Consider the following 19,307-nt stretch of genomic DNA (forward strand, 5'->3'; position numbering starts at 1 on the left):
GTGAATATCTTGAATTCAAAATGTTGAATCTCCAGTTGTTTTCATCTTCAAAGAAATTGCAGATGGTTTTTTCAGATCTTTGTTAATCAATCGCACGATATTTAATGTTTCAGGAGAAAGCGTAGAGGGTATTGGGGAAGGAACTTCAGAATCTACACGGGAAGAAAGTACTGGAGGCTGATAAGGAAGGAGAGAATCTTTAACACCATAGAGCTGTTTGAGCATAATATTTTGATGCGCAGCAAGCATGATACGATGCCATATCATGGCAGGAACGCCACCCCCAAAAGCACGATTCATCGGTGAAAAATTATCATTTCCCATCCATACCGCTCCCGTATAATTTCCCGTAAAGCCAACAAACCAAGCATCACGATAAGATTGTGATGTTCCAGTTTTCCCAGCGACAAGAGTCATGGGCAACGCAGCACGCTTACCAGATCCTCGTGTTGTGACACCCACCATCATTTGATTCATATAAGCTGCTGATTGTTCACTCAGAACTCGGTGTAGTTTTTTTCCGTTATGTTCGAAATCCCACACAACACGACCATCAATTGTTTTGATTTGCGTAAACCCATGACGATTACCCGCTATTCCTCCATTGGCAAAGACATTAAAGCCTGTAGCTTGATCCATGGGGGTCATGTTGGAAGTGCCAAGAACCATCGTTTTGTGTGATAAAATATGCGCGTTAATCCCCATATTTTTAATGAGATCTATGATAGGTTGGGTATCGCGGTTAAGATATTGGTAGGTGAGATAAACAGGGACTGTATTAATGGAAAAGGCTAAAGCTGTTGCTAAGTCAATTTTTCCCAGATAACGACCAGAATTATTTTTGGGTGTCCAACCTCCCCAATTGATGGGAGCATCTAGAACGATTGTTGAGGGTGATAATCCATGTTCCATTGCGGCTGCATAAACATAAGGTTTGAATGAAGAACCAGGTTGTCGACCGCCCTGTGTTGCTCTGTTAAATTGGCTCTTTTTGTAATCTAGTCCTCCAACAATTGCACATACCGCACCGTTATTATCGAGTATAACGGTGGCTGCTTGTGTTACACGATATTGTTGACCATATTGATGTAAATGATATGCAATTGATTCTTCTACTGCTTTTTGAATATTCGGATCAAGGGTCGTTTGAATAATTAAACTATGGCTTGGAAGTTGATTACGCATTTTTTTGACTTCCTCGAATGCCCAATCAAGAAAATAATCTGGCTGATTATTTTCTCTTTGGGGAAGTGCCTTAGCAGGGTGGCGATGCGCATTGATAATTTGGCTCTTCGTCATAAAGCCACTATTAACAAGATTAGAAAGGACGATATTGGCACGTGTTTGAGCTGCAAAGAGATGACTATGAGGAGCATATTTTGTTGGAGCTTTAAAGAGTCCTGCTAACATAGCAGATTCACTTAAAGAGACATGACGTATGTTTTTTCCAAAATAAAATTTTGCCGCTGCGGCAATACCAAAATTGTTTCCTCCCATATAGGCTCGGTCAAGGTAAAGTTGTAAAATCTGCTTTTTGCTAAAATTTGCTTCTAGCCAAAGAGCAAGATAAGCTTCTTTGATTTTACGTGTTATGGTTCTTTCGTTTGTTAAAAATAAATTTTTAGCCAATTGTTGTGTGAGAGTTGAACCACCTTGCACCACACCTTTAGCTTGCATATTTTGTGAAATTGCCCGTGTAAGTCCTTGAAAATCAATGCCCCAATGATCAAAAAAACGACGGTCTTCTGTAGCGAGAACCGCTTTAATGACAGTGTCAGGCATTTCTTCAACGGGGACAGAGATTGCCGGCAGTGCACCACGGTGCCCAATGGAATTTCCATAGCGATCTAGAAAAAGAATGGAAAAGTTTTTAGGAGAAGACCAATCTGTTTTGGTCAGTTCAAAAACAGAAATGCCCAAAATAGTGAAAAGAGTAAATCCCATCAACCCTAATGTCAGTATTTCATCGAGAACTTCAACGATAAAACGTTTCCATCCTTGAAGATGAAAATTTTGTGAGACGATTTTTGCCTTTTTCCAGAAAAAACTGTTAGCAGAACGAATGTGATAAAGCGCTGTGTCTAATCGTGCGTCTAATTCAATGAGAGCAGGACTATGGAATGGCTTACGGTGTTGCCCTTTCTTTTTTTTAAAAAAATCAAACATTTAAAGAGAGCCTATGGCAAAGCAATACAACCAAACAAATCTACAATAATTATATGGAGTAGAAGTATTTTTTTTCTATAGTTCTAACAGAGAAAGAATTTGTTTTAGAATTATTCATTTTTTGTAAGATAGTATATTAATATTTTATTATTTTATTGAATAAATTTTATTCTCATTATTAAAAATATTTTTTTGATTTTTTAAAAATTTGGAGTAATGTTAATATGTTATTCTGTAAGATAGAGGATAAATTATTTCCATTTGTGATTTTTTAATCGACCAAAAAAAAACCATTATTTCTTTTACCCTTTATCAAGGAAGAGAAGAGATGGGTTATTGAAATATTTATGATGAAAAAAAAATTCTTATTCGTAATAATAGCAGCTTTTTTAGAAGCAGATTCTGTTCTAGCTTCTGGGTGTGCTGAAGTAGGTAAGAAGGCTGCCGCGCAAGAGAGCGGGGTTCTCGTCCGTTCAAAACCGGTTGTTCAGGATGGAAAGGACATGTGTGCAATTGTAGTTGTTGTACCAGCCCGTAATGGTGAAAAGTTACGTCGTGTTGAGTTTTTTGTTCCTGCTGATTAGTCTTTAGCAGATGGTGTTGTGATGCGTATCTTAATCGTTGAAGATGATCGGAATCTTCACCATCAATTAGCAGAAGCTGTAAGACGTGCAGGATATGTTTCCGATAGTGCTTTCGATGGTGAAGAGGCTTATTTTTTAGGGAGCACAGAGTCTTACGACGCGGTGATACTTGATATAGGTTTACCGCAGATTGATGGTATTAGTGTTGTTGAAAAGTGGCGTCAAGAAGGGCTCTCCATGCCTGTTTTAATGCTAACGGCGCGAGACCGTTGGTCTGATAAGGTGCACGGTATTGATGCTGGAGCTGACGATTATGTTGTGAAGCCATTTCATTTGGAGGAAGTGATGGCGCGCTTGCGAGCATTAATTCGTCGCACTACGGGACATGCGACAAGTGCATTATGTTGCGGAAATGTTTTGTTGGATACAAAGACGTCTCGTGTTTTTGTGGATGGTCAATTGATTAAACTAACATCTTATGAATTCAGACTGCTTTCGTATCTCATGCATCATTGTGACAGGGTCATTTCAAGAACAGAGCTTACTGAACATCTTTATGATCAGGATTTTGATAAGGATTCGAATACGGTGGAAGTCTTTGTAGGTCGGTTACGGAAAAAGCTTGGAGTGAATTTGATTGAAACTATTCGAGGAATGGGATATCGCGTGAGAACGCGAGGTGATTAATGAATGTTTTTGAAGAGAATAATTGGTATAGGAGGTTCTTTTTTGTAATTACTCGATCTCTCAGTTTACGTGTTATGATCTTATCAACATTATGGGTTGTTATTTCTCTTTTATCGATTTCTGCAGTAAGTATTTTATTTTATAAGCGTTCGACTGAACAAAGCCTAGAGCGTATCCTTTCTGCTCAACTCTACAGTCTTATTGCAACAGTGACGGTGTCATCGGAAGGTACTTTGATAGGAGGGGCTGGGATTGATGATATTCGTTATTCTGATCCAACAACAGGATGGTATTGGGAAGTTGTTGCGATATCCCATAATTTAAAAGGAAGATTGACATCTCCCTCATTGGGAACAGGCGAGATATTTACACCAAGTGATGTTGATATACCTTTTGACAATAAATTCTTTCGCTCTTATCGGATAACGGGGAACAATGGTCAAAAGCTACAAGTGATTGAGAGTGATGTTGTTCTTGATAATAAAAATCATATTGCACGTTTTCGGCTTGTTGGGAATATCGATGAAGCTCATGCCCAGGTAAAGGAATTTAAGCGAACTTTGCAAATTTTTCTTTGGAGTTTCGGTATCGGGAGTGTTCTTATTAATATTGCTATTATTTTCTTTAGTTTTCAACCGTTGAAGCTTATTCGACGTGCATTGAATGATATTCGCGAAGGAAGAGTTCATTATGTGAATACGGATTTAGTAAGCGAAGTGATGCCGCTTGTACAAGAGATGAATGCTCTCATTAATAATAATCAGCGTATTATCGAGCGATTTCGCACACAGGTTGGTAATCTCGCGCATTCATTGAAGACGCCTCTATCCGTGATTATGAATGAGACAGATAAGATGCGCGGAGAAAAGGCTAGTTTGTTGAGAGAGCAAACGCAAATAATGCAAGCTCAAATCAATCATTATCTTCAGCGTGCGCGGATTGCAGCACAATGCGATAGTGTTGTCTATCATACGTCTGTTCGCAGTGTGCTTGAACGCTTGGTACGGGTTATGAAAAAGCTTAATCCTGAAAAACAAATTCAATTTATTATGGATGTTGATGATATTGTTTTTTCTGGAGAGAAGGAAGATTTAGAAGAAATTATAGGGAATTTGATTGAAAATGCTACTCAGTGGTCTCGCGCAAAGGTTTTGATCTCTTGTTGTTTAGAAGAAAATGCTGAAGAAACAGAATATTTTAGTATCTTTGTAGAAGATGATGGTCCTGGTTTAACAGAAGACAAAATTGATGAAGCATTAAAAAGAGGGCGGCGGTTTAATGAAAGTAAACTAGGGTCAGGCTTAGGGTTAGCAATTGTTTCAGATATGGTCAGTGAATATGGTGGCAATCTCTTTTTATCACGTTCTGATTTGGGTGGGTTGTATGCAAAAGTTTTATTACCTAAGATGGGAGAATAACATATTTTCTCCTTAAGCAAGAAATATCTATAAAGTTTGTAAAGCAGTATTTTCAGATAATACATCAAAGAGTAGGGAAACATTGTTTTTAGTTTCTTTGTTTAATTGATATATATAATAGATTTTATAATATTCTCCATGAAAAAATGAATTTTTATTAATTCACATCACTTTTCTCATGAAGAGGATAAAATGTAAGCGAGTTATTCTCTGTTCGTATTGGAAAAAAACGATATGCTCTTATTGATTTTTGCAGCATTTTTTCTGATTTTTCTGGCAAGTGTTCTTTTTCTTTCACTACGTTTTGATGATGAGATAAAAAAAGAATGGAAAGTTCAAACCGTGGGTGGTTATAGAAGCCATAAGCGTATGATTGAGTTTAACAAGCTTTATATGCATTATAAAAAAAGAAATATTCTTAAGGCTTTAAGTATCTTATTTGTTCTCCTTATGACATGGAATATTTATGGGCTGACAGGCAATCCAGAAGTGAAAAGTTATTTTTTTAGCGAATTAATGGATAAGGATCCTCAAACTCTTAGTAAGCAAGAAAAGCTTATTCGTTTACAAGTGCTTTTTTTCCGTGCACCTCATGATGGCAAGCTAGCAGATGCGTTAGCGGTAGGGTATCTCGAAGAAAGCCTTTTTCAAGAAGCAGTGAATACTTATTTAGATGCACTTCGTTTGAATGGAGAAACAGCTCCAAGGCTTGTAGGATACGGTTTAGCATTGGTTGGTTATGAAGGGGGAGTGATAACGCAAGAAGCGCAAAATGCTTTTCAAAAAGCAGCAGATTTAGCGCCAACAGATTTTTATCCACGTTTATTGTTGGCTGATGCATTGCATCAAGCAGGAAAAACTGCGCAGGCAGTGCAATTTTTACAAAGCTTTCTTGACACAATGCCTGAAAATTTTTCAGGACAATCACGTGTTAAAAAAATGATAATTCAGTTACGTGATTTATCGAGTGAGCATACAAAGAAAAGAAATCTTGCACCTATGTAGAAGATGTGCAAAGCTTTTAAAAAATAAAATATTGATACTTAATTATAACGTAAATTTTTTCGCAGAGTGTCTATGAACAGTCAATCTTTAAAGAATTCTGCCTCATGGAAGGTTATTTTAGAGCAGCGAAAAAAAAAGCGCTTACTGATCATATTATTATGTTGTTTGGTTATGACAATTGCAGCAAGTCTCATAGTGTATGCAATGCGTCATGCGGTCAGTTTTTTTAGAATGCCCTCTGAAATTACAAGAGAAGATATTTTAACGGAGCGCCCTTTGCGTTTGGGTGGCTTTGTTGAAAAGGGAACTGTTCAATATGTTGGAGAGAGAGGCGTTGTTTTTTTTGTAACGGATAACAAAAAACATGAAAAAGTAGTTTTCAATGGTGCCTTACCGGATCTTTTTCGTGAAGGTCAGGGGGTGATCGTAGAAGGGCATTTCGATAAACAGGGCTTTTTTATAGGGATGCGTATTTTAGCAAAACATGATGAAACTTATATGCCTAAAGAAACAGCTGATCGTTTGAAAAAACATTACATTATGGAGAAATAATTCGATTGTGCTTGTCGAACTGGGTCATATTTTTTTAGCTGCAGCATTTTCAGTAAGCTTATTAGGGGCATTTTTACCTGCTTTAGGTTTTTGGTGGAGAGAGCGTTTGTTAATGCAAACAGTTGTTCCTCTAACATATATCACTTTTACATTACTGCTTTTATCTTTTTTAGTGATAATTTATGCTTATGTCGTATCTGATTTTTCTGTTTTGAACGTTGTTGAGAATTCTCATTCAGAAAAACCGATGCTCTATAAAATTACAGGTGTTTGGGGCAACCACGAAGGCTCTATGTTGTTATGGGTTTTAAGTCTTGCTTTTTTTAGCGCATTGATGGCTTTTTTTAGCCAACATTTGCCAGAAGATTTTAAGACGCTTGTTTTAATTTGCCAAAGTTGGATTACAACTGCTTTTCTTTTATTTATTCTTTTTGTATCCAATCCATTTTTACGCGTAAATCCACCAGCATTGCAGGGAAATGGTCTCAATCCTCTTTTACAAGATATCGCATTAGCAATTCATCCACCGCTACTTTATTTAGGTTATGTCGGTTTTTCACTTTGTTTTTCTTTTGCCGTTGCGGCATTGATTATGGGACATGTTGATAGAATTTGGGCGCGTGGGATTCGTCCGTGGCTTTTACTTTCTTGGTGTTTTTTGACATTGGGTATTATGGTTGGCTCTTATTGGGCTTATTATGAGCTAGGATGGGGAGGCTATTGGTTTTGGGATCCTGTTGAAAATGTTTCGTTTATGCCGTGGCTTTCAGGAACGGCTCTTTTACATTCTGCTCTTGTTCTCGAAAAACGAGAAATATTGAAAAGTTGGACTCTGTTTTTAGCGCTGCTTACTTTTTCCCTTTCTCTGATGGGAACTTTTCTTGTGCGTTCTGGGCTTTTAGTTTCTGTTCATAGTTTTGCTGTTGATCCAGCACGCGGGCAAGCAATTCTTGCTCTTTTATTTTTTTTTACGGGAGCTGCTTTTCTTCTTTTTGCTTTGCGTACCCCTATTTTAAAAACAGAAAGATTTTTTCAACCAATTTCACGTGAAGGGTTTATTGTTTTAAATAACTTGTTACTGACAACAATAACAGCAACAGTATTGATTGGTACGCTTTATCCTTATTTTATTGAGATATTAACAGGGCAAAAAATTTCTGTAGGGGCTGCTTTTTTTAACCTTACCTGTGGACCGCTAATGGTTTTGCTGTTGTTGTTTGTTCCATTTGGGACAATGATGGCATGGAAACGCGGTGATTTTCTTGCAGTTTTTGAACGCTTGTGGTTTGTTTTTGTATTGGTTGGTATCGTCTGTTTTATAATATTCTATGCGACATCTGTGCGTGATATTTTTGCAGTTTTAGGGATTGGGCTTTCAGCGTTTGTTTTTTTAGGCAGTTTAGCGGATCTATGGGGAAAGAGTGGATATGGCAAGAGAGCTTTTTCAGTACGCGTTAAGAGATTTCTTGGATTGCCATGGTCTACTTTTGGTGCAGCAATAGCACATATGGGATTAGGCGTTACATTATTTGGTATTGTTTGCGTAGCAAGTTTTGGGCAAGAACGTATTTTAATCATGAACGTAGGGGATAGGGTGACGATAGCGGATAAAACGCTTCATTTTGATGCAGTGTATGATGGTGTTGGTTCGAATTATTCGACAATGGAGTTTTATTTTAAAATATATGAAAATAAAAACATTGTAGGTCATGTAACAGCCTCAAAGCGATTTTATTCAAGCCAAAATACATCAACAACAGAAGTTGGTCTTAAAAATCATGGCTTATCACAGCTATATATTGTACCGGGACATATTGATAATCGGGGTCTCGTTGTGCACGTATGGTGGAAGCCTTATGTAATATGTATTTGGTTAGGGGCATTCATGATGGCTATGGGGGGATGTCTTTCTCTTCTGGGGTATTGGTTTCGCATTGGCATGTACAATAAGGTAGTGCTTGCTTTAAATTTTGGGAAAAGACATTGAGATGAAAAAAATTCTTTGGATTGTATTTTTTTTAATTGCAACGTTTCCTTTTCAATTAGCAATAGCAGTAGAGCCGGATGAGATTTTAAAGGATAAGATTCTTGAAGCGCGAGCACGCCATATTTCATCGCATTTACGTTGTCCGGTTTGTCAAAATCAATCAATTGATGATTCAGATGCTGCTTTAGCACGTGATTTACGGCTTTTAATTCGGGAAAGGCTAAAAATGGGCTATAGTAATCAGCAAGTCACTGACTTTCTTGTTGAGCGATATGGTGAATTTATTCTCTTGAAACCACCATTGAATAAGATAACTTGGTTTTTATGGTTCTCGCCTTTGATCATTATTATCATTGGCGTAAGTATCATATTTTTCCACTTCAAACGGAATAATCATGCGTTATGTGAATGAAAAAGAACAGTCAAAAATGTCATTGCATTAAAAAAATGTTACATAAAAGAAAAAATCAGATCATCTGCAATGAGCAGACAATCTTATTGTAATTATATTAGGGAATACTGAAACCTTACAAAACTTTAATAATTTAGACAGAAAATGGTAAGGTCTGGTATTTTATAAGTGATCGGAATTGAAATAAAGGTATGATTGAATAGGAGCATAGAATAAATGGTTAAAAAGGCTTTCTTTAAAACATTTGTCGCAGTGAGTTTTTCTGCGATATTGGAAAGTGCACTGTTTTTTAGTGGATGTACATCAAGCTTGTGGATGACAAAGGCTCATGCAAGTTCTGTATTTACTTCGTTAATGCAACAACAGGGATTTGCCGATATTGTTGCTCAAGTGAAACCAGCCGTTGTGGCAGTACAAGTAAAGAGCAATAAAAAGAAAGAAGATAGGTTCTTTAGCAACTTTTTTAGTGGTCCAGGACTTGATCAATTACCAGATCAGCATCCTTTAAAAAGATTTTTTAAAGAGTTTTATGATTTTGATAAACCTAAAAATAAATTTCCGCACCAATCGCAGAGACTCCGTCCTGTTGCTTTTGGATCGGGTTTTTTTATTTCATCTGATGGTTACATTGTGACCAATGATCATGTGATTTCTGACGGAACAAGTTATACTGTTGTTCTTGATGATGGTACAGAATTGAACGCAAAGCTCATTGGGAAAGACCCAAAAACCGACCTTGCCGTATTAAAAGTGAATGATAAAAGAAAATTTTCTTATGTTGATTTTGGTGATGATTCAAAGCTTCGTGTTGGGGATTGGGTTGTTGCCATTGGGAATCCATTTGGTCTTGGTGGAACTGTGACAGCAGGTATTGTTTCTGCACGTGGACGTGATATTGGCACTGGTGTGTACGATGATTTTATTCAGATTGATGCTGCTGTTAATAGAGGAAACTCTGGTGGTCCAACGTTTGATCTTAATGGAAAGGTTGTTGGGGTTAATACAGCAATTTTTTCTCCTTCTGGAGGAAATGTTGGGATTGCTTTTGCTATTCCAGCAGCGACTGTAAAACAGGTTGTACAACAACTTATTGAAAAAGGTTCAGTTCAACGTGGTTGGTTAGGTGTTCAGATTCAGCCGGTAACAAAGGAGATTTCCGATTCAATAGGATTGAAAGAAGCCAAAGGTGCTTTGGTTACTGATCCGTTAAAAGGACCGGCAGAAAAGGCTGGTATTAAAGCGGGTGATGTAATTATTTCAGTGAATAATGAAAAAGTTGCTGATGCGCGTGAGCTGGCGAAACGTATTGCAAATATTAAACCAGGAGAAATGGTAACCATAGGGATTTGGAGATCAGGTAAGGAGGAGAGTATAAAGGTTAAACTCGCTTCAATGTCTGAAGACGAAAGTAAGAAAGAGACTTCAAAATATTCAAATGGACAGAGTGATTTAGATGAAACATTGGAAGATTATGGTTTGATTGTTATGCCTTCTGATGATGGTGTAGGGGTTGTCGTAACGGATGTCGATACCGATTCAGATGCTGCAGATAAAGGGATACGCCCTGGTGATATCATTGTGACAGTAAATAATAAACCAGTTAAACGAGTCTCTGATATTATTAACACAATCAAAAATGCTCAGCAGTTAGGACGAAAGGCTATACTCTTACAAGTGCGAACAAATGATCAAAATCGTTTTGTTGCTCTTCCAATTTTCAAAAAATAAGGCTTTAGTTGTAGGACAAATGTTTATTAAACATTTGTCCTACAACATAATAAAATAATGGAGATACGTTTTATGAAGATACTCGTTATTGAAGATGATCATGAGACGGGGCATTATCTCGAAAAAGCATTTTTGGAAGTAGGGCATTCTGTTGATGTTGCTTATGATGGAGATACGGGATACGCTTTAGCAACCACGGAAAATTATGACGTTATGGTTGTTGACCGAATGCTTTTGCATCGTGATGGTCTTTCTATTATTGCTGAATTGCGCGCTAAAGGCAATGAAACACCGGTTCTTATTCTGTCTGCTTTAGGGCAAGTTAATGATCGTGTAACGGGGCTGCGTGCAGGGGGAGATGATTATTTAACAAAGCCTTATGCTTTTTCTGAACTTCTTGCGCGTGTTGAAGTTTTACAACGGCGGAAAAATCCTAAAGAAGCAGAAACTGTTTACTGTGTAGGTAATCTTGAGCTTGATCGGTTAGCACATACGGTAAAACGAGGTGATAGAAACATTCTATTGCAACCACGAGAGTTTCGTTTACTTGAATATTTGATGCGTTATGCGGGGCAGGTTGTTACACGCACTATGCTTTTGGAAAACGTTTGGAATTACCATTTTGATCCACAAACGAATGTCATTGATGTCCATATCTCTCGTTTGAGAGCCAAAATTGAAAAAGATTTTGATGTTCCCCTTCTCCATACAGTGCGTGGAGCTGGATATATGCTGAAAGTACCAGATAACAAAGCATGAATCGTTTGATTAATATAATGCGCACGACGGCGCTAAGGCTTTCAGCACTTTACATTTTATTGTTTGGATTGGTGGCAACAGGACTTTCTATTTATATGACGGCATTTTCTGCTTCATTGTTAACAGAGCAAACTGAACAGGCTTTACATGAAGAATTAAAGTATATTGAAAATGCTTATAATTATGGGGGATTATCCTTATTAATGCGCACTATTGATTATCGTTCAAGACAACCAGGAGCATTTCTTTATCTTGTTACAGATTCTATGGGGCGTATTTTAGCTGGAAATGTAGCACGTATTGAATTAGGTCTTTTGAATCAGAGTGGTTTTATTTCTACCTCTTTTTTGTATTCCCGTTTTGGAGAACATGGCAAAACAAGTGAACATCGCGCTTTGGCGGTTATTGTTGATTTACCTAATGCTATGAAGATTCTTATAGGACGTGATTTGGATGAGCCAGAACGTTTTGCTGTTGTTATTCGCAAAGCTGTGATCATTGCACTTGCTGCAATGGTTGGAGGCGCTTTACTCATATGGTTTTTTGTTGGCAGAAGAGCTTTACAAAGGATTGATCATGTAACGGCTGCATCACAGCGCTTGATGGATGGTGATTTCAGTGGGCGTTTACCTGTTTCTGGAGTAGGGGATGAGTTTGATCGATTGTCAAGCAATCTTAATGTTATGTTAGACCGCATTGAAGAGTTAAATATTGGTTTACGTCAAGTATCAGATAATATTGCTCATGATCTGAAAACGCCGTTAACGCGTCTTAGAAATCGCGCTGAAGAAGCGCTTTCAGGAAATAAGACAAAGCTTGAATATCGTCAGGTCCTTGATAGGGTTATTGCAGAATCAGATCAACTTATTTGTACGTTCAATGCGATTTTAATGATTTCACGTATTGAGGCCAGCAGTGCAATTGAACATCTTGAAATGATTAATATGAAACTGATCCTTGAGGATGCTGTTGAGCTTTACGAACCTTTTGCTGAAGAGTCAGGTGTTTTACTTCAGTTGGGAGATATATTTGATAAAGAGCTAAAATTGAATCGTGAGCTTGTTGCGCAATCAATTTTTAATCTTATAGATAATGCAATTAAATATGCGCCTAAAGGTGGAAGGCAAGCGAAGGTTTGCTTATCAATGGAATATCGTGATGAACATTTATTAGTTGTTGTGAGCGATAATGGACCAGGAATAGCAGAGGATAAACGTGAAAAAGTGACAGAACGATTTGTTCGTCTTGAAGAAAGCCGCACACAACCTGGGTTTGGGATTGGTTTAAGTATAGCAAAAGCGGTTATGAAGCTTCACGGGGGTGAATTGTTACTTGAAAATGCAAATCCAGGGCTTAGGGCTGTTTTGTTATTTCCTTAAAGATATTTTTCTTCACTTTTCATACGTAACAACTATTTTAAAAGTATAAAGCAATAGAAAGGAAAGCAAAATGCTTTTCAAGGGAGCACAGATGAAACAAGCTTTTTTAAAAACACAGCTTCTCCCTTTATGTCCTCTCGATAAAAGTGGTTCCCAATGGTTAAAAGACATGGAAGAACAAGCAAGGAAAGAAGGTTTAGAATCGCTTGTTTCCATCATTTCAGAGAGTGGAACGCAGATTGATTTTATCAGTTCGGTTATGACCTTATCTCCTTTTTTGCGTGAGGTTTTAATTGCCAACCCATCATATCTTAGTGCTTTATTAAATGTTGATATAGAAACAAGGCTGAGCGAAATTATAGATGATATTACAGCTATTGATAAGGATGAAGCTATAAATGAAACTTCATTGATGGCTGCTTTAAGGCGCAAAAAACGAGAAGCGCATGTTCTTATTGCTTTAGCTGATTTGGGTGGTGTTTTTACTTACGAAGTTTCATGTGCTTGGTTGACACGTTTGGGCGAAGCAGCATTAAGTGTAGCACTACGTTTTCTATTAAGAGAAGCGCATGATCATGGTAAGATCAATTTATTAAGCCGTGAGAATCCAGAAAAAGACTGTGGTTTAATTATTTTAGGGATGGGAAAGTTAGGAGCAGGGGAACTTAATTATTCTTCTGATATTGATCTTATTGTTTTCATTGATGAAACATCACCTCATATTGGTAATCTTTCTGAAAGTGTTGACGTATTTTCTAAAATGGTACGCCGATTAATCCGTATCATTCAAGAACGCACTGCGGAAGGATATGTTTTTCGTCTTGATTTTCGTCTTCGTCCAGATCCAGGTTCAACCCCTTTGGCCTTACCAGTAAGGACTGCATTGCGTTATTACGAAGGGCGTGGGCAAAATTGGGAACGAGCAGCCATGATTAAAGCACGTCCAGTTGCTGGTGATAAGAGGGCAGGTTTTAACTTTCTCAAAGAGCTTTTTCCCTATGTGTGGCGGAAATATTTAGATTATGCTGCTATTGCTGATATTCATTCGATCAAACGTCAAATTCATGCGCATAAAAATTACGGTCAAATTGCAGCTTATGGGCATAATATAAAGTTAGGTCGTGGTGGTATTCGTGAGATTGAGTTTTTTGTTCAGACACAGCAGCTCATTGCTGGTGGACGTTTTCCTCAATTACGTGGACGTCAGACAGTTGCAATGTTAGCAGAACTTCACACGCTTGGTTGGATCAGTGAGAAAACGAGAAATAGCCTTATAAAAAGTTATGCTTTTCTTCGAAATGTGGAACATCGTATTCAAATGCTTTTCGATGAACAAACACATCTTCTTCCAAATGATACTGCTCAATTCACAAGTGTTGCCTATTTAATGGGTTATCAAGACAGTAGCAATTTTATCCGTGATTTATTAAAAACACTTCAGGTTGTTGAAAAACATTATGCAGCACTGTTTGAGAATGAGCAAGAACTTGGTTTAGAAATTGGTAATTTAGTTTTTACCGGTGAAGAAGATGATCCGGAGACATTAATAACGTTAAGCCGTTTAGGCTTCGAAAGAGCAAGTGATATTTGTCGTATTATGCGCACGCTCCATTTTGGTCGTTATAAAGCAACGCAATCAGCCGAAGCACGCGAGAGATTAACGGAATTAACACCAGCTCTTTTGAAAGCTTTTGGTGGGACAAAACGAGCTGATGAGGCGATGTTGCGTTTTGATGGTTTTTTACAGGGCTTACCTTCAGGAATTCAGCTTTTTAGTCTTTTGCAGTCTAATCCCTCTCTTTTGGATATGCTTGTCCTTATTATGGGTGCTGCTCCACGTCTTGCAGAAATTATTACACGCAGATCCCATGTTTTTGATGGAATGTTAGATCCGAATATTCTTTCAGAATTACCGACCAAAACGTACTTAGAAAAACGGCTTGAATATTTTCTTGAAAATGTTCTTTCTTATGAGGAAATTCTTGACCATTTAAGGATTTTTGCAGATGAACAACGTTTTTTGATTGGTATTCGAATTTTAAACGGTACAATTACAGGAGAAAGAGCGGGTTTTGCTTTTACTGCGCTTGCTGATCTTATGATTACAAAAACATTTGCTACCGTTCAAGAGGAATTTTCTCGTCGTCATGGTCGTATTAAAGGGGGGCGTGTTGGCATATTGGGTATGGGGAAGCTTGGAAGTCGCGAATTAACAGCAGATTCCGATGTTGACCTCGTTTTGCTTTATGAACACGATGATGATGCAGAAATATCTGATGGAGAAAAGCCTCTTTATATCTCTCAATATTATACGCGTTTAGCACAACGCCTCGTTTCTGCTTTATCCACTCTTACAAGCCAAGGTATTCTTTATGTCGTTGATTTAAGGTTACGGCCATTAGGCAATAAAGGACCTATTGCTGTTTCTTTTCCATTTTTTAAAAAGTATTATCGCCAAGAAGCATGGATATGGGAATATCTTGCTTTAACAAGGGCTCGAGGCATTGCAGGAGACCCTGATTTTTTACAAAAGCTAGAAAATGAAGTGTATGCAATTATTGCTATTTCTCGTGATAAGAAGGAAGTTGCAAAAGAAGTATGTGAAATGCGTGCCTTGATTGCAAAAGAAAAGCCGCCAAAAAATCAATGGGATTTAAAAACGATGTCTGGTGGCATTATGGATTTGGAGTTTATTGCTCAATTTTCTCTTATTACGCATGTCATGGCGTTTCAAATTGGAGCGACGACAGCGGATATTTTAGATCACTTACCAAACAGTTTTCTTAATCAGTCATGTATTGCTGATTTACATTATGCCTATCGTCTTTATACAAATTTGAGTCAAATTATACGGCTTTGCTTAAATGATTCTCTTGATCCCAATGACATGCCACCTAGATTAAGTGATCTTTTGTTGAATAGTGTTGGGGAACCTGATTTGCTTCGTGTGGAAAAATTAATTGCAGAAACTGGGCAATTGGTCTGTTCAGTTTTTACAAAAATCATGAAATATTAAAATAATTCTATAAGAATAAATAAAAATTATTAATTCCATTTTTATATATTAATTTTTGTCTTTCATTTCATAGACGCTTGAGAGGGTTAGAGTGAAGTTCTCTACTGTTTTTTCAAGTGTGATGAAAAAATTCTCCATTCTAGGTATCATTCTTTATACAAAAAGCGATGAGTGATTAATTTAGTGAATCATATTTTTTATGAGCGTTATCTCATTTTTTCAAAAAATTGACATTATAATTATTTATATAATTTCAGATAATAATGATCAATATGAAGCTATAAAAGATGCTATAGATTAATAGCTTCTGGAAATTATAAATAATATTTAAGCTTTATTTAAAACTAATTTTAATTTTTTAACTGTGTCATTTTTGCTATAGATTTTTTCAAAAAATTGTGAAACGATTTACCATTATTTATGTATCACATTAGCTTTTAGGGGAGCAATTATGATTACAAAGTATTTAGCCTCAACATCTATATTTTCTTTAATTTCAATTTCTGTAGTACAGGCGTCGGATATCGTTATTCCTGAACAACCTGTTCCTGTTATTCCAGCACCTGCTTTGTCTTGGACAGGATTTTATCTTGGAGGACAGATTGGTAACTTTTCAGGTAAAACAACTGCAAGTTATTTAAAACATGAGACAGGGATATGGAATCCAATTGGAAAGGAGAATTTACCTAAACTTTCTGGTTTTATCGGGGGAGTTTATGCAGGTTCCAATATTGATATCGATAATAGTTTTATTATAGGTATTGATACAGATATTATGTGGTTTGGTAAAAAGGATTCTAAAGATGTCAATCTACCGAAAAAAAGTCCAACTGAAGAAACACCAAAACTTGTAGAAAAAACAAGTCTAACAAGAGATTTGCATGAGGAGGATTCGACAACACCTATTAAAGCTGTACGTCATACTTTAAAACAAAAATGGGCTGGTGCTACACGGGTGAGAGTTGGTTTTGCGATTGAGCGTATGATGCCTTATATTTCTGGAGGGATTACTTATACGCAGCTTCAGAATATTTTTGCGGCAGTAGCTGATAGCAAAAGTGGAGAAGTTGATTTTTCTGATTGGTTGCATGATGAAAAAAAGACCATGATTGGTTATACCCTTGGAGGTGGTATTGATTTTGCAATGACTGATAATATTATTGTACGTGCAGAATATCGTTATTCAGATTTTGGCAAAAAGAAGTTCATACAGGATAAATTTGAAATGGGCTACAAGACAAATGATTTTCGTGTGGGTGTAGCTTATAAATTTTAATTTTTTGCAGAATTAAACACTTCAAAAGTCTCATTTTCGAATGAGGCTTTTATTTTTCAGATATGTTCTAGTAAATATCCTTTACTCAAAAGAGCTACTATTTTATTCGAACAATACTTTGATTTGTAAACATAAATTACTTTTTGTCATGTTGAGTGAGAGACCCAAGTGTCATAAGATTTTCTCATTTTAAACCTATACCATATTGAACCGATCAAAACCATGTCTTTTGCACGTCAAAAAGAGGGGGCGTCGTGAGATAAAAACATTAAAGAAAGAATAAAAATGCTTCTTATGAACCATTTTAAGTGCTAAAGGCTGTCGCTACATTAGGGGGTGGCAAAGTGTGAGATTTTGATACTAGCTTGCTTTTCCATAAACGTGAAGATGGTGTTGCTAAATGGACTTAACATTACATCATTCATAGGTACCGTCGGGAAATGGGTTTGGGTGCTTTAAAAGATGCTTTTTAAACCAACATGTGAATTGGCAAGCTAATGGCATTTTATTTTATTTGAAAGATCTTTCATACAATCAACTTTTCTGTTTTGCGGTATCGTAAAATATTTTATTTAATAACAAAAAGCTCGCAAAAAATTCTAAAGAACGTAAAATTACATCCGCAATATAACTCAATAATAAAATAATTATAAAGAGTATTATAAAGTGATTTATAGGAAAAAATAGAGAGAAAATTAGGAATTTATTGAGACATAAAAAACATTATTACCTATGTCTGTTATCGAAATATAATCTATTATTCTCCTAATTTTTTAAATGTATGATAATAAATTTTGAGTGAAATAGTAATGGATCATTTCAAATCTATTTACGATAAATCAATCAACATCATTTGTTTATGAATCACAAGTAGGTTGGGTTATTTAAATTATATACTTTAGTTATTATTTGGCTTTTTTAGCCATTGATTTTCAGGTATAGAAGCTGAATGAGCGTCTCTATTATTCTATAAAATATCATCATTGTAATAATATAAGGATTTTACGCATTAGATGCTTTTGGAGGAGTGGATGATGAAATTCAAAGCAGGGTTTATGTGTAGAGCTTTGTGAAGTAAATCACATGCGCAATTAGCGGCTGGAACCCGTGAGACAAGAATCCGAATTATTTATAAATCAGATGTGGTAGAATTTTCGTCCTTTAGAGCGGGAAGGAAGAAAACCGATAAGTTTGTAAAAAGCTAGTCACATAAGTGGGGCAGCAGATGGAACTGTCTGAGAAAAATTGATCTATTGACAGAGAAGGTGAAACTTTATCTTTTAAGGAGAAAAAGGGAAATAAGAATTATGATTTCCAAAGGGATATGAAATAAAAATATTTTTATTTTTTGTTGTTTGGGCAACTATGAAGGTGTTTAAAGATTAATTGTTTCAGTACATGCAATCTCGTTTTTGGGGTTGATAATGCTATAACGTTTTAATTGGCAATGCCATTGATTTTGTAAGCGTTCAATGGAAAATAAATTAAAGCCTGCGGGGGGGTTTTTATCACCAAAAGCTTGTGATGCGGAAGGAACACCAACAATAGGAATTTTTTTAATTGGTCCTTCAATGTAATTCAATGTGGGTAAATGAGTATGTCCGTGAAGAATAAGCTCACAACCGTGGTATTTGATAACGTCTAGAAAACGTTTTATATCCCGTAGTTTTTTATGCCAAGACGTGGCCTTTGGAAAGGGGGGGTGGTGAATCATGACGACACGAAAAAGGTTGCGCTGTGCTGCTTCCTTTAAAAAGAGCGGTAAAGTTTGCGCTTGCATTTTACCAAAATAGCCAGAAGCTTGAAAAGGCAATGTCGCAATGGCTGAAGAAGCTGCTATGATGGCAACATCTTTGCGAATGCGCATATAAGGAAAGGCACTTTTTTGAGGGATGTCACCTGTAATCCAAGGTTTAAAGAGAGTGCATGCTTTTTGTAAAGCGCCGCGGACATAGGCATCGTGATTTCCAAATGTCAAAGAAATATCTTGAGGTTTTCCTAGGTTAAGTAGCCAACGATGAGCTTGTACAAATTCTTTATCGAGAGCAAGATTTACAAGATCACCAGAGATCACAAGGTGATCAGGTTTTGTTTTGTTCAAGGCATCTATTAAAGTTTCTAGGACATCTGTTGCCATCTGACTCTTACGTTTTTTTTGCCAGTTCAGATAACCGGTAAGACGTTTCCCAGAAAGTTCAAAAAGGGAAGGTTGCGGGAGAGGGGAAAGATGTACATCCGATATATGGGCAAGATAAAACATAAAAGCTCGTAGAGTATTAAAAACGATTTAAAGAATAAACATAAGATAAGTTAGTGCTTAAAGGCAAGAAAGATTGTA

Annotated in this window: 14 protein-coding genes; 12 read left to right on the forward strand and 2 right to left on the reverse strand. The window is 36.7% G+C overall.

Annotation, left to right across the window (positions count from 1 at the left end):
* Positions 1-15: 15 nt before the first annotated feature.
* Entirely contained in the window at positions 16-2,166 is a 2,151-nt protein-coding gene (locus ACFINW_RS02060; protein WP_375640266.1) for a transglycosylase domain-containing protein, read from the reverse strand.
* Positions 2,167-2,513: 347 nt separating this feature from the next.
* On the opposite strand from ACFINW_RS02060, the gene ACFINW_RS02065 reads away from it, so the two are divergent.
* The 12 genes from ACFINW_RS02065 (at position 2,514) to ACFINW_RS02120 (ending at position 16,969) form a co-directional block, all read left to right on the forward strand.
* Positions 2,514-2,750, forward strand: a complete 237-nt coding sequence (locus ACFINW_RS02065; RefSeq protein WP_375622279.1) for a hypothetical protein — start codon at positions 2,514-2,516, stop codon at positions 2,748-2,750.
* A 21-nt stretch (positions 2,751-2,771) separates the two neighbouring features.
* Entirely contained in the window at positions 2,772-3,437 is a 666-nt protein-coding gene (locus ACFINW_RS02070) for a response regulator transcription factor (RefSeq protein ID WP_375611293.1), read from the forward strand.
* Complete coding sequence (locus tag ACFINW_RS02075; protein WP_375611158.1) at positions 3,437-4,855, forward strand: ATP-binding protein; 1,419 nt, start codon at positions 3,437-3,439, stop codon at positions 4,853-4,855. Before ACFINW_RS02070 ends, ACFINW_RS02075 begins: the two co-directional genes overlap by 1 nt.
* Positions 4,856-5,089: 234 nt before the next feature.
* Positions 5,090-5,860 carry a tetratricopeptide repeat protein gene (locus tag ACFINW_RS02080; RefSeq protein ID WP_375612997.1) on the forward strand — a complete coding sequence of 257 codons (771 nt, stop codon included), beginning with the start codon at positions 5,090-5,092 and terminating at the stop codon, positions 5,858-5,860.
* A gap of 72 nt (positions 5,861-5,932) precedes the next feature.
* A complete protein-coding gene (gene ccmE / locus ACFINW_RS02085) occupies positions 5,933-6,412 on the forward strand; it encodes a cytochrome c maturation protein CcmE (RefSeq protein ID WP_375611160.1) in 480 nt (159 codons plus the stop codon).
* Between the two features lie 7 nt (positions 6,413-6,419).
* Complete coding sequence (locus ACFINW_RS02090) at positions 6,420-8,399, forward strand: heme lyase CcmF/NrfE family subunit (protein ID WP_375673723.1); 1,980 nt, start codon at positions 6,420-6,422, stop codon at positions 8,397-8,399.
* A 1-nt stretch (position 8,400) separates the two neighbouring features.
* Positions 8,401-8,811 carry a cytochrome c-type biogenesis protein CcmH gene (locus tag ACFINW_RS02095; protein WP_375673725.1) on the forward strand — a complete coding sequence of 137 codons (411 nt, stop codon included), beginning with the start codon at positions 8,401-8,403 and terminating at the stop codon, positions 8,809-8,811.
* A gap of 216 nt (positions 8,812-9,027) precedes the next feature.
* Positions 9,028-10,539 (forward strand): Do family serine endopeptidase, encoded by a 1,512-nt coding sequence (locus ACFINW_RS02100; RefSeq protein ID WP_375611163.1) that lies wholly within the window; start codon positions 9,028-9,030, stop codon positions 10,537-10,539.
* Between the two features lie 72 nt (positions 10,540-10,611).
* On the forward strand, positions 10,612-11,298 hold the full coding sequence (locus tag ACFINW_RS02105; RefSeq protein ID WP_273791552.1) for a response regulator transcription factor: 687 nt from the start codon (positions 10,612-10,614) through the stop codon (positions 11,296-11,298).
* Entirely contained in the window at positions 11,295-12,677 is a 1,383-nt protein-coding gene (locus tag ACFINW_RS02110; protein WP_375645508.1) for an ATP-binding protein, read from the forward strand. Before ACFINW_RS02105 ends, ACFINW_RS02110 begins: the two co-directional genes overlap by 4 nt.
* A 91-nt stretch (positions 12,678-12,768) precedes the next feature.
* Positions 12,769-15,693, forward strand: a complete 2,925-nt coding sequence (locus ACFINW_RS02115; protein ID WP_375673727.1) for a bifunctional [glutamine synthetase] adenylyltransferase/[glutamine synthetase]-adenylyl-L-tyrosine phosphorylase — start codon at positions 12,769-12,771, stop codon at positions 15,691-15,693.
* A 451-nt stretch (positions 15,694-16,144) separates the two neighbouring features.
* Entirely contained in the window at positions 16,145-16,969 is an 825-nt protein-coding gene (locus ACFINW_RS02120) for an outer membrane protein (RefSeq protein WP_375673729.1), read from the forward strand.
* A gap of 1,375 nt (positions 16,970-18,344) precedes the next feature.
* Here the strand turns inward: ACFINW_RS02120 and ACFINW_RS02125 are convergent.
* A complete protein-coding gene (locus ACFINW_RS02125) occupies positions 18,345-19,229 on the reverse strand; it encodes a metallophosphoesterase family protein (protein ID WP_375640248.1) in 885 nt (294 codons plus the stop codon).
* Positions 19,230-19,307: the final 78 nt, after the last annotated feature.

Origin of the sequence: Bartonella sp. AA18HLJMS (assembly GCF_042197245.1) — a bacterium.
GTDB lineage: Bacteria > Pseudomonadota > Alphaproteobacteria > Rhizobiales > Rhizobiaceae > Bartonella.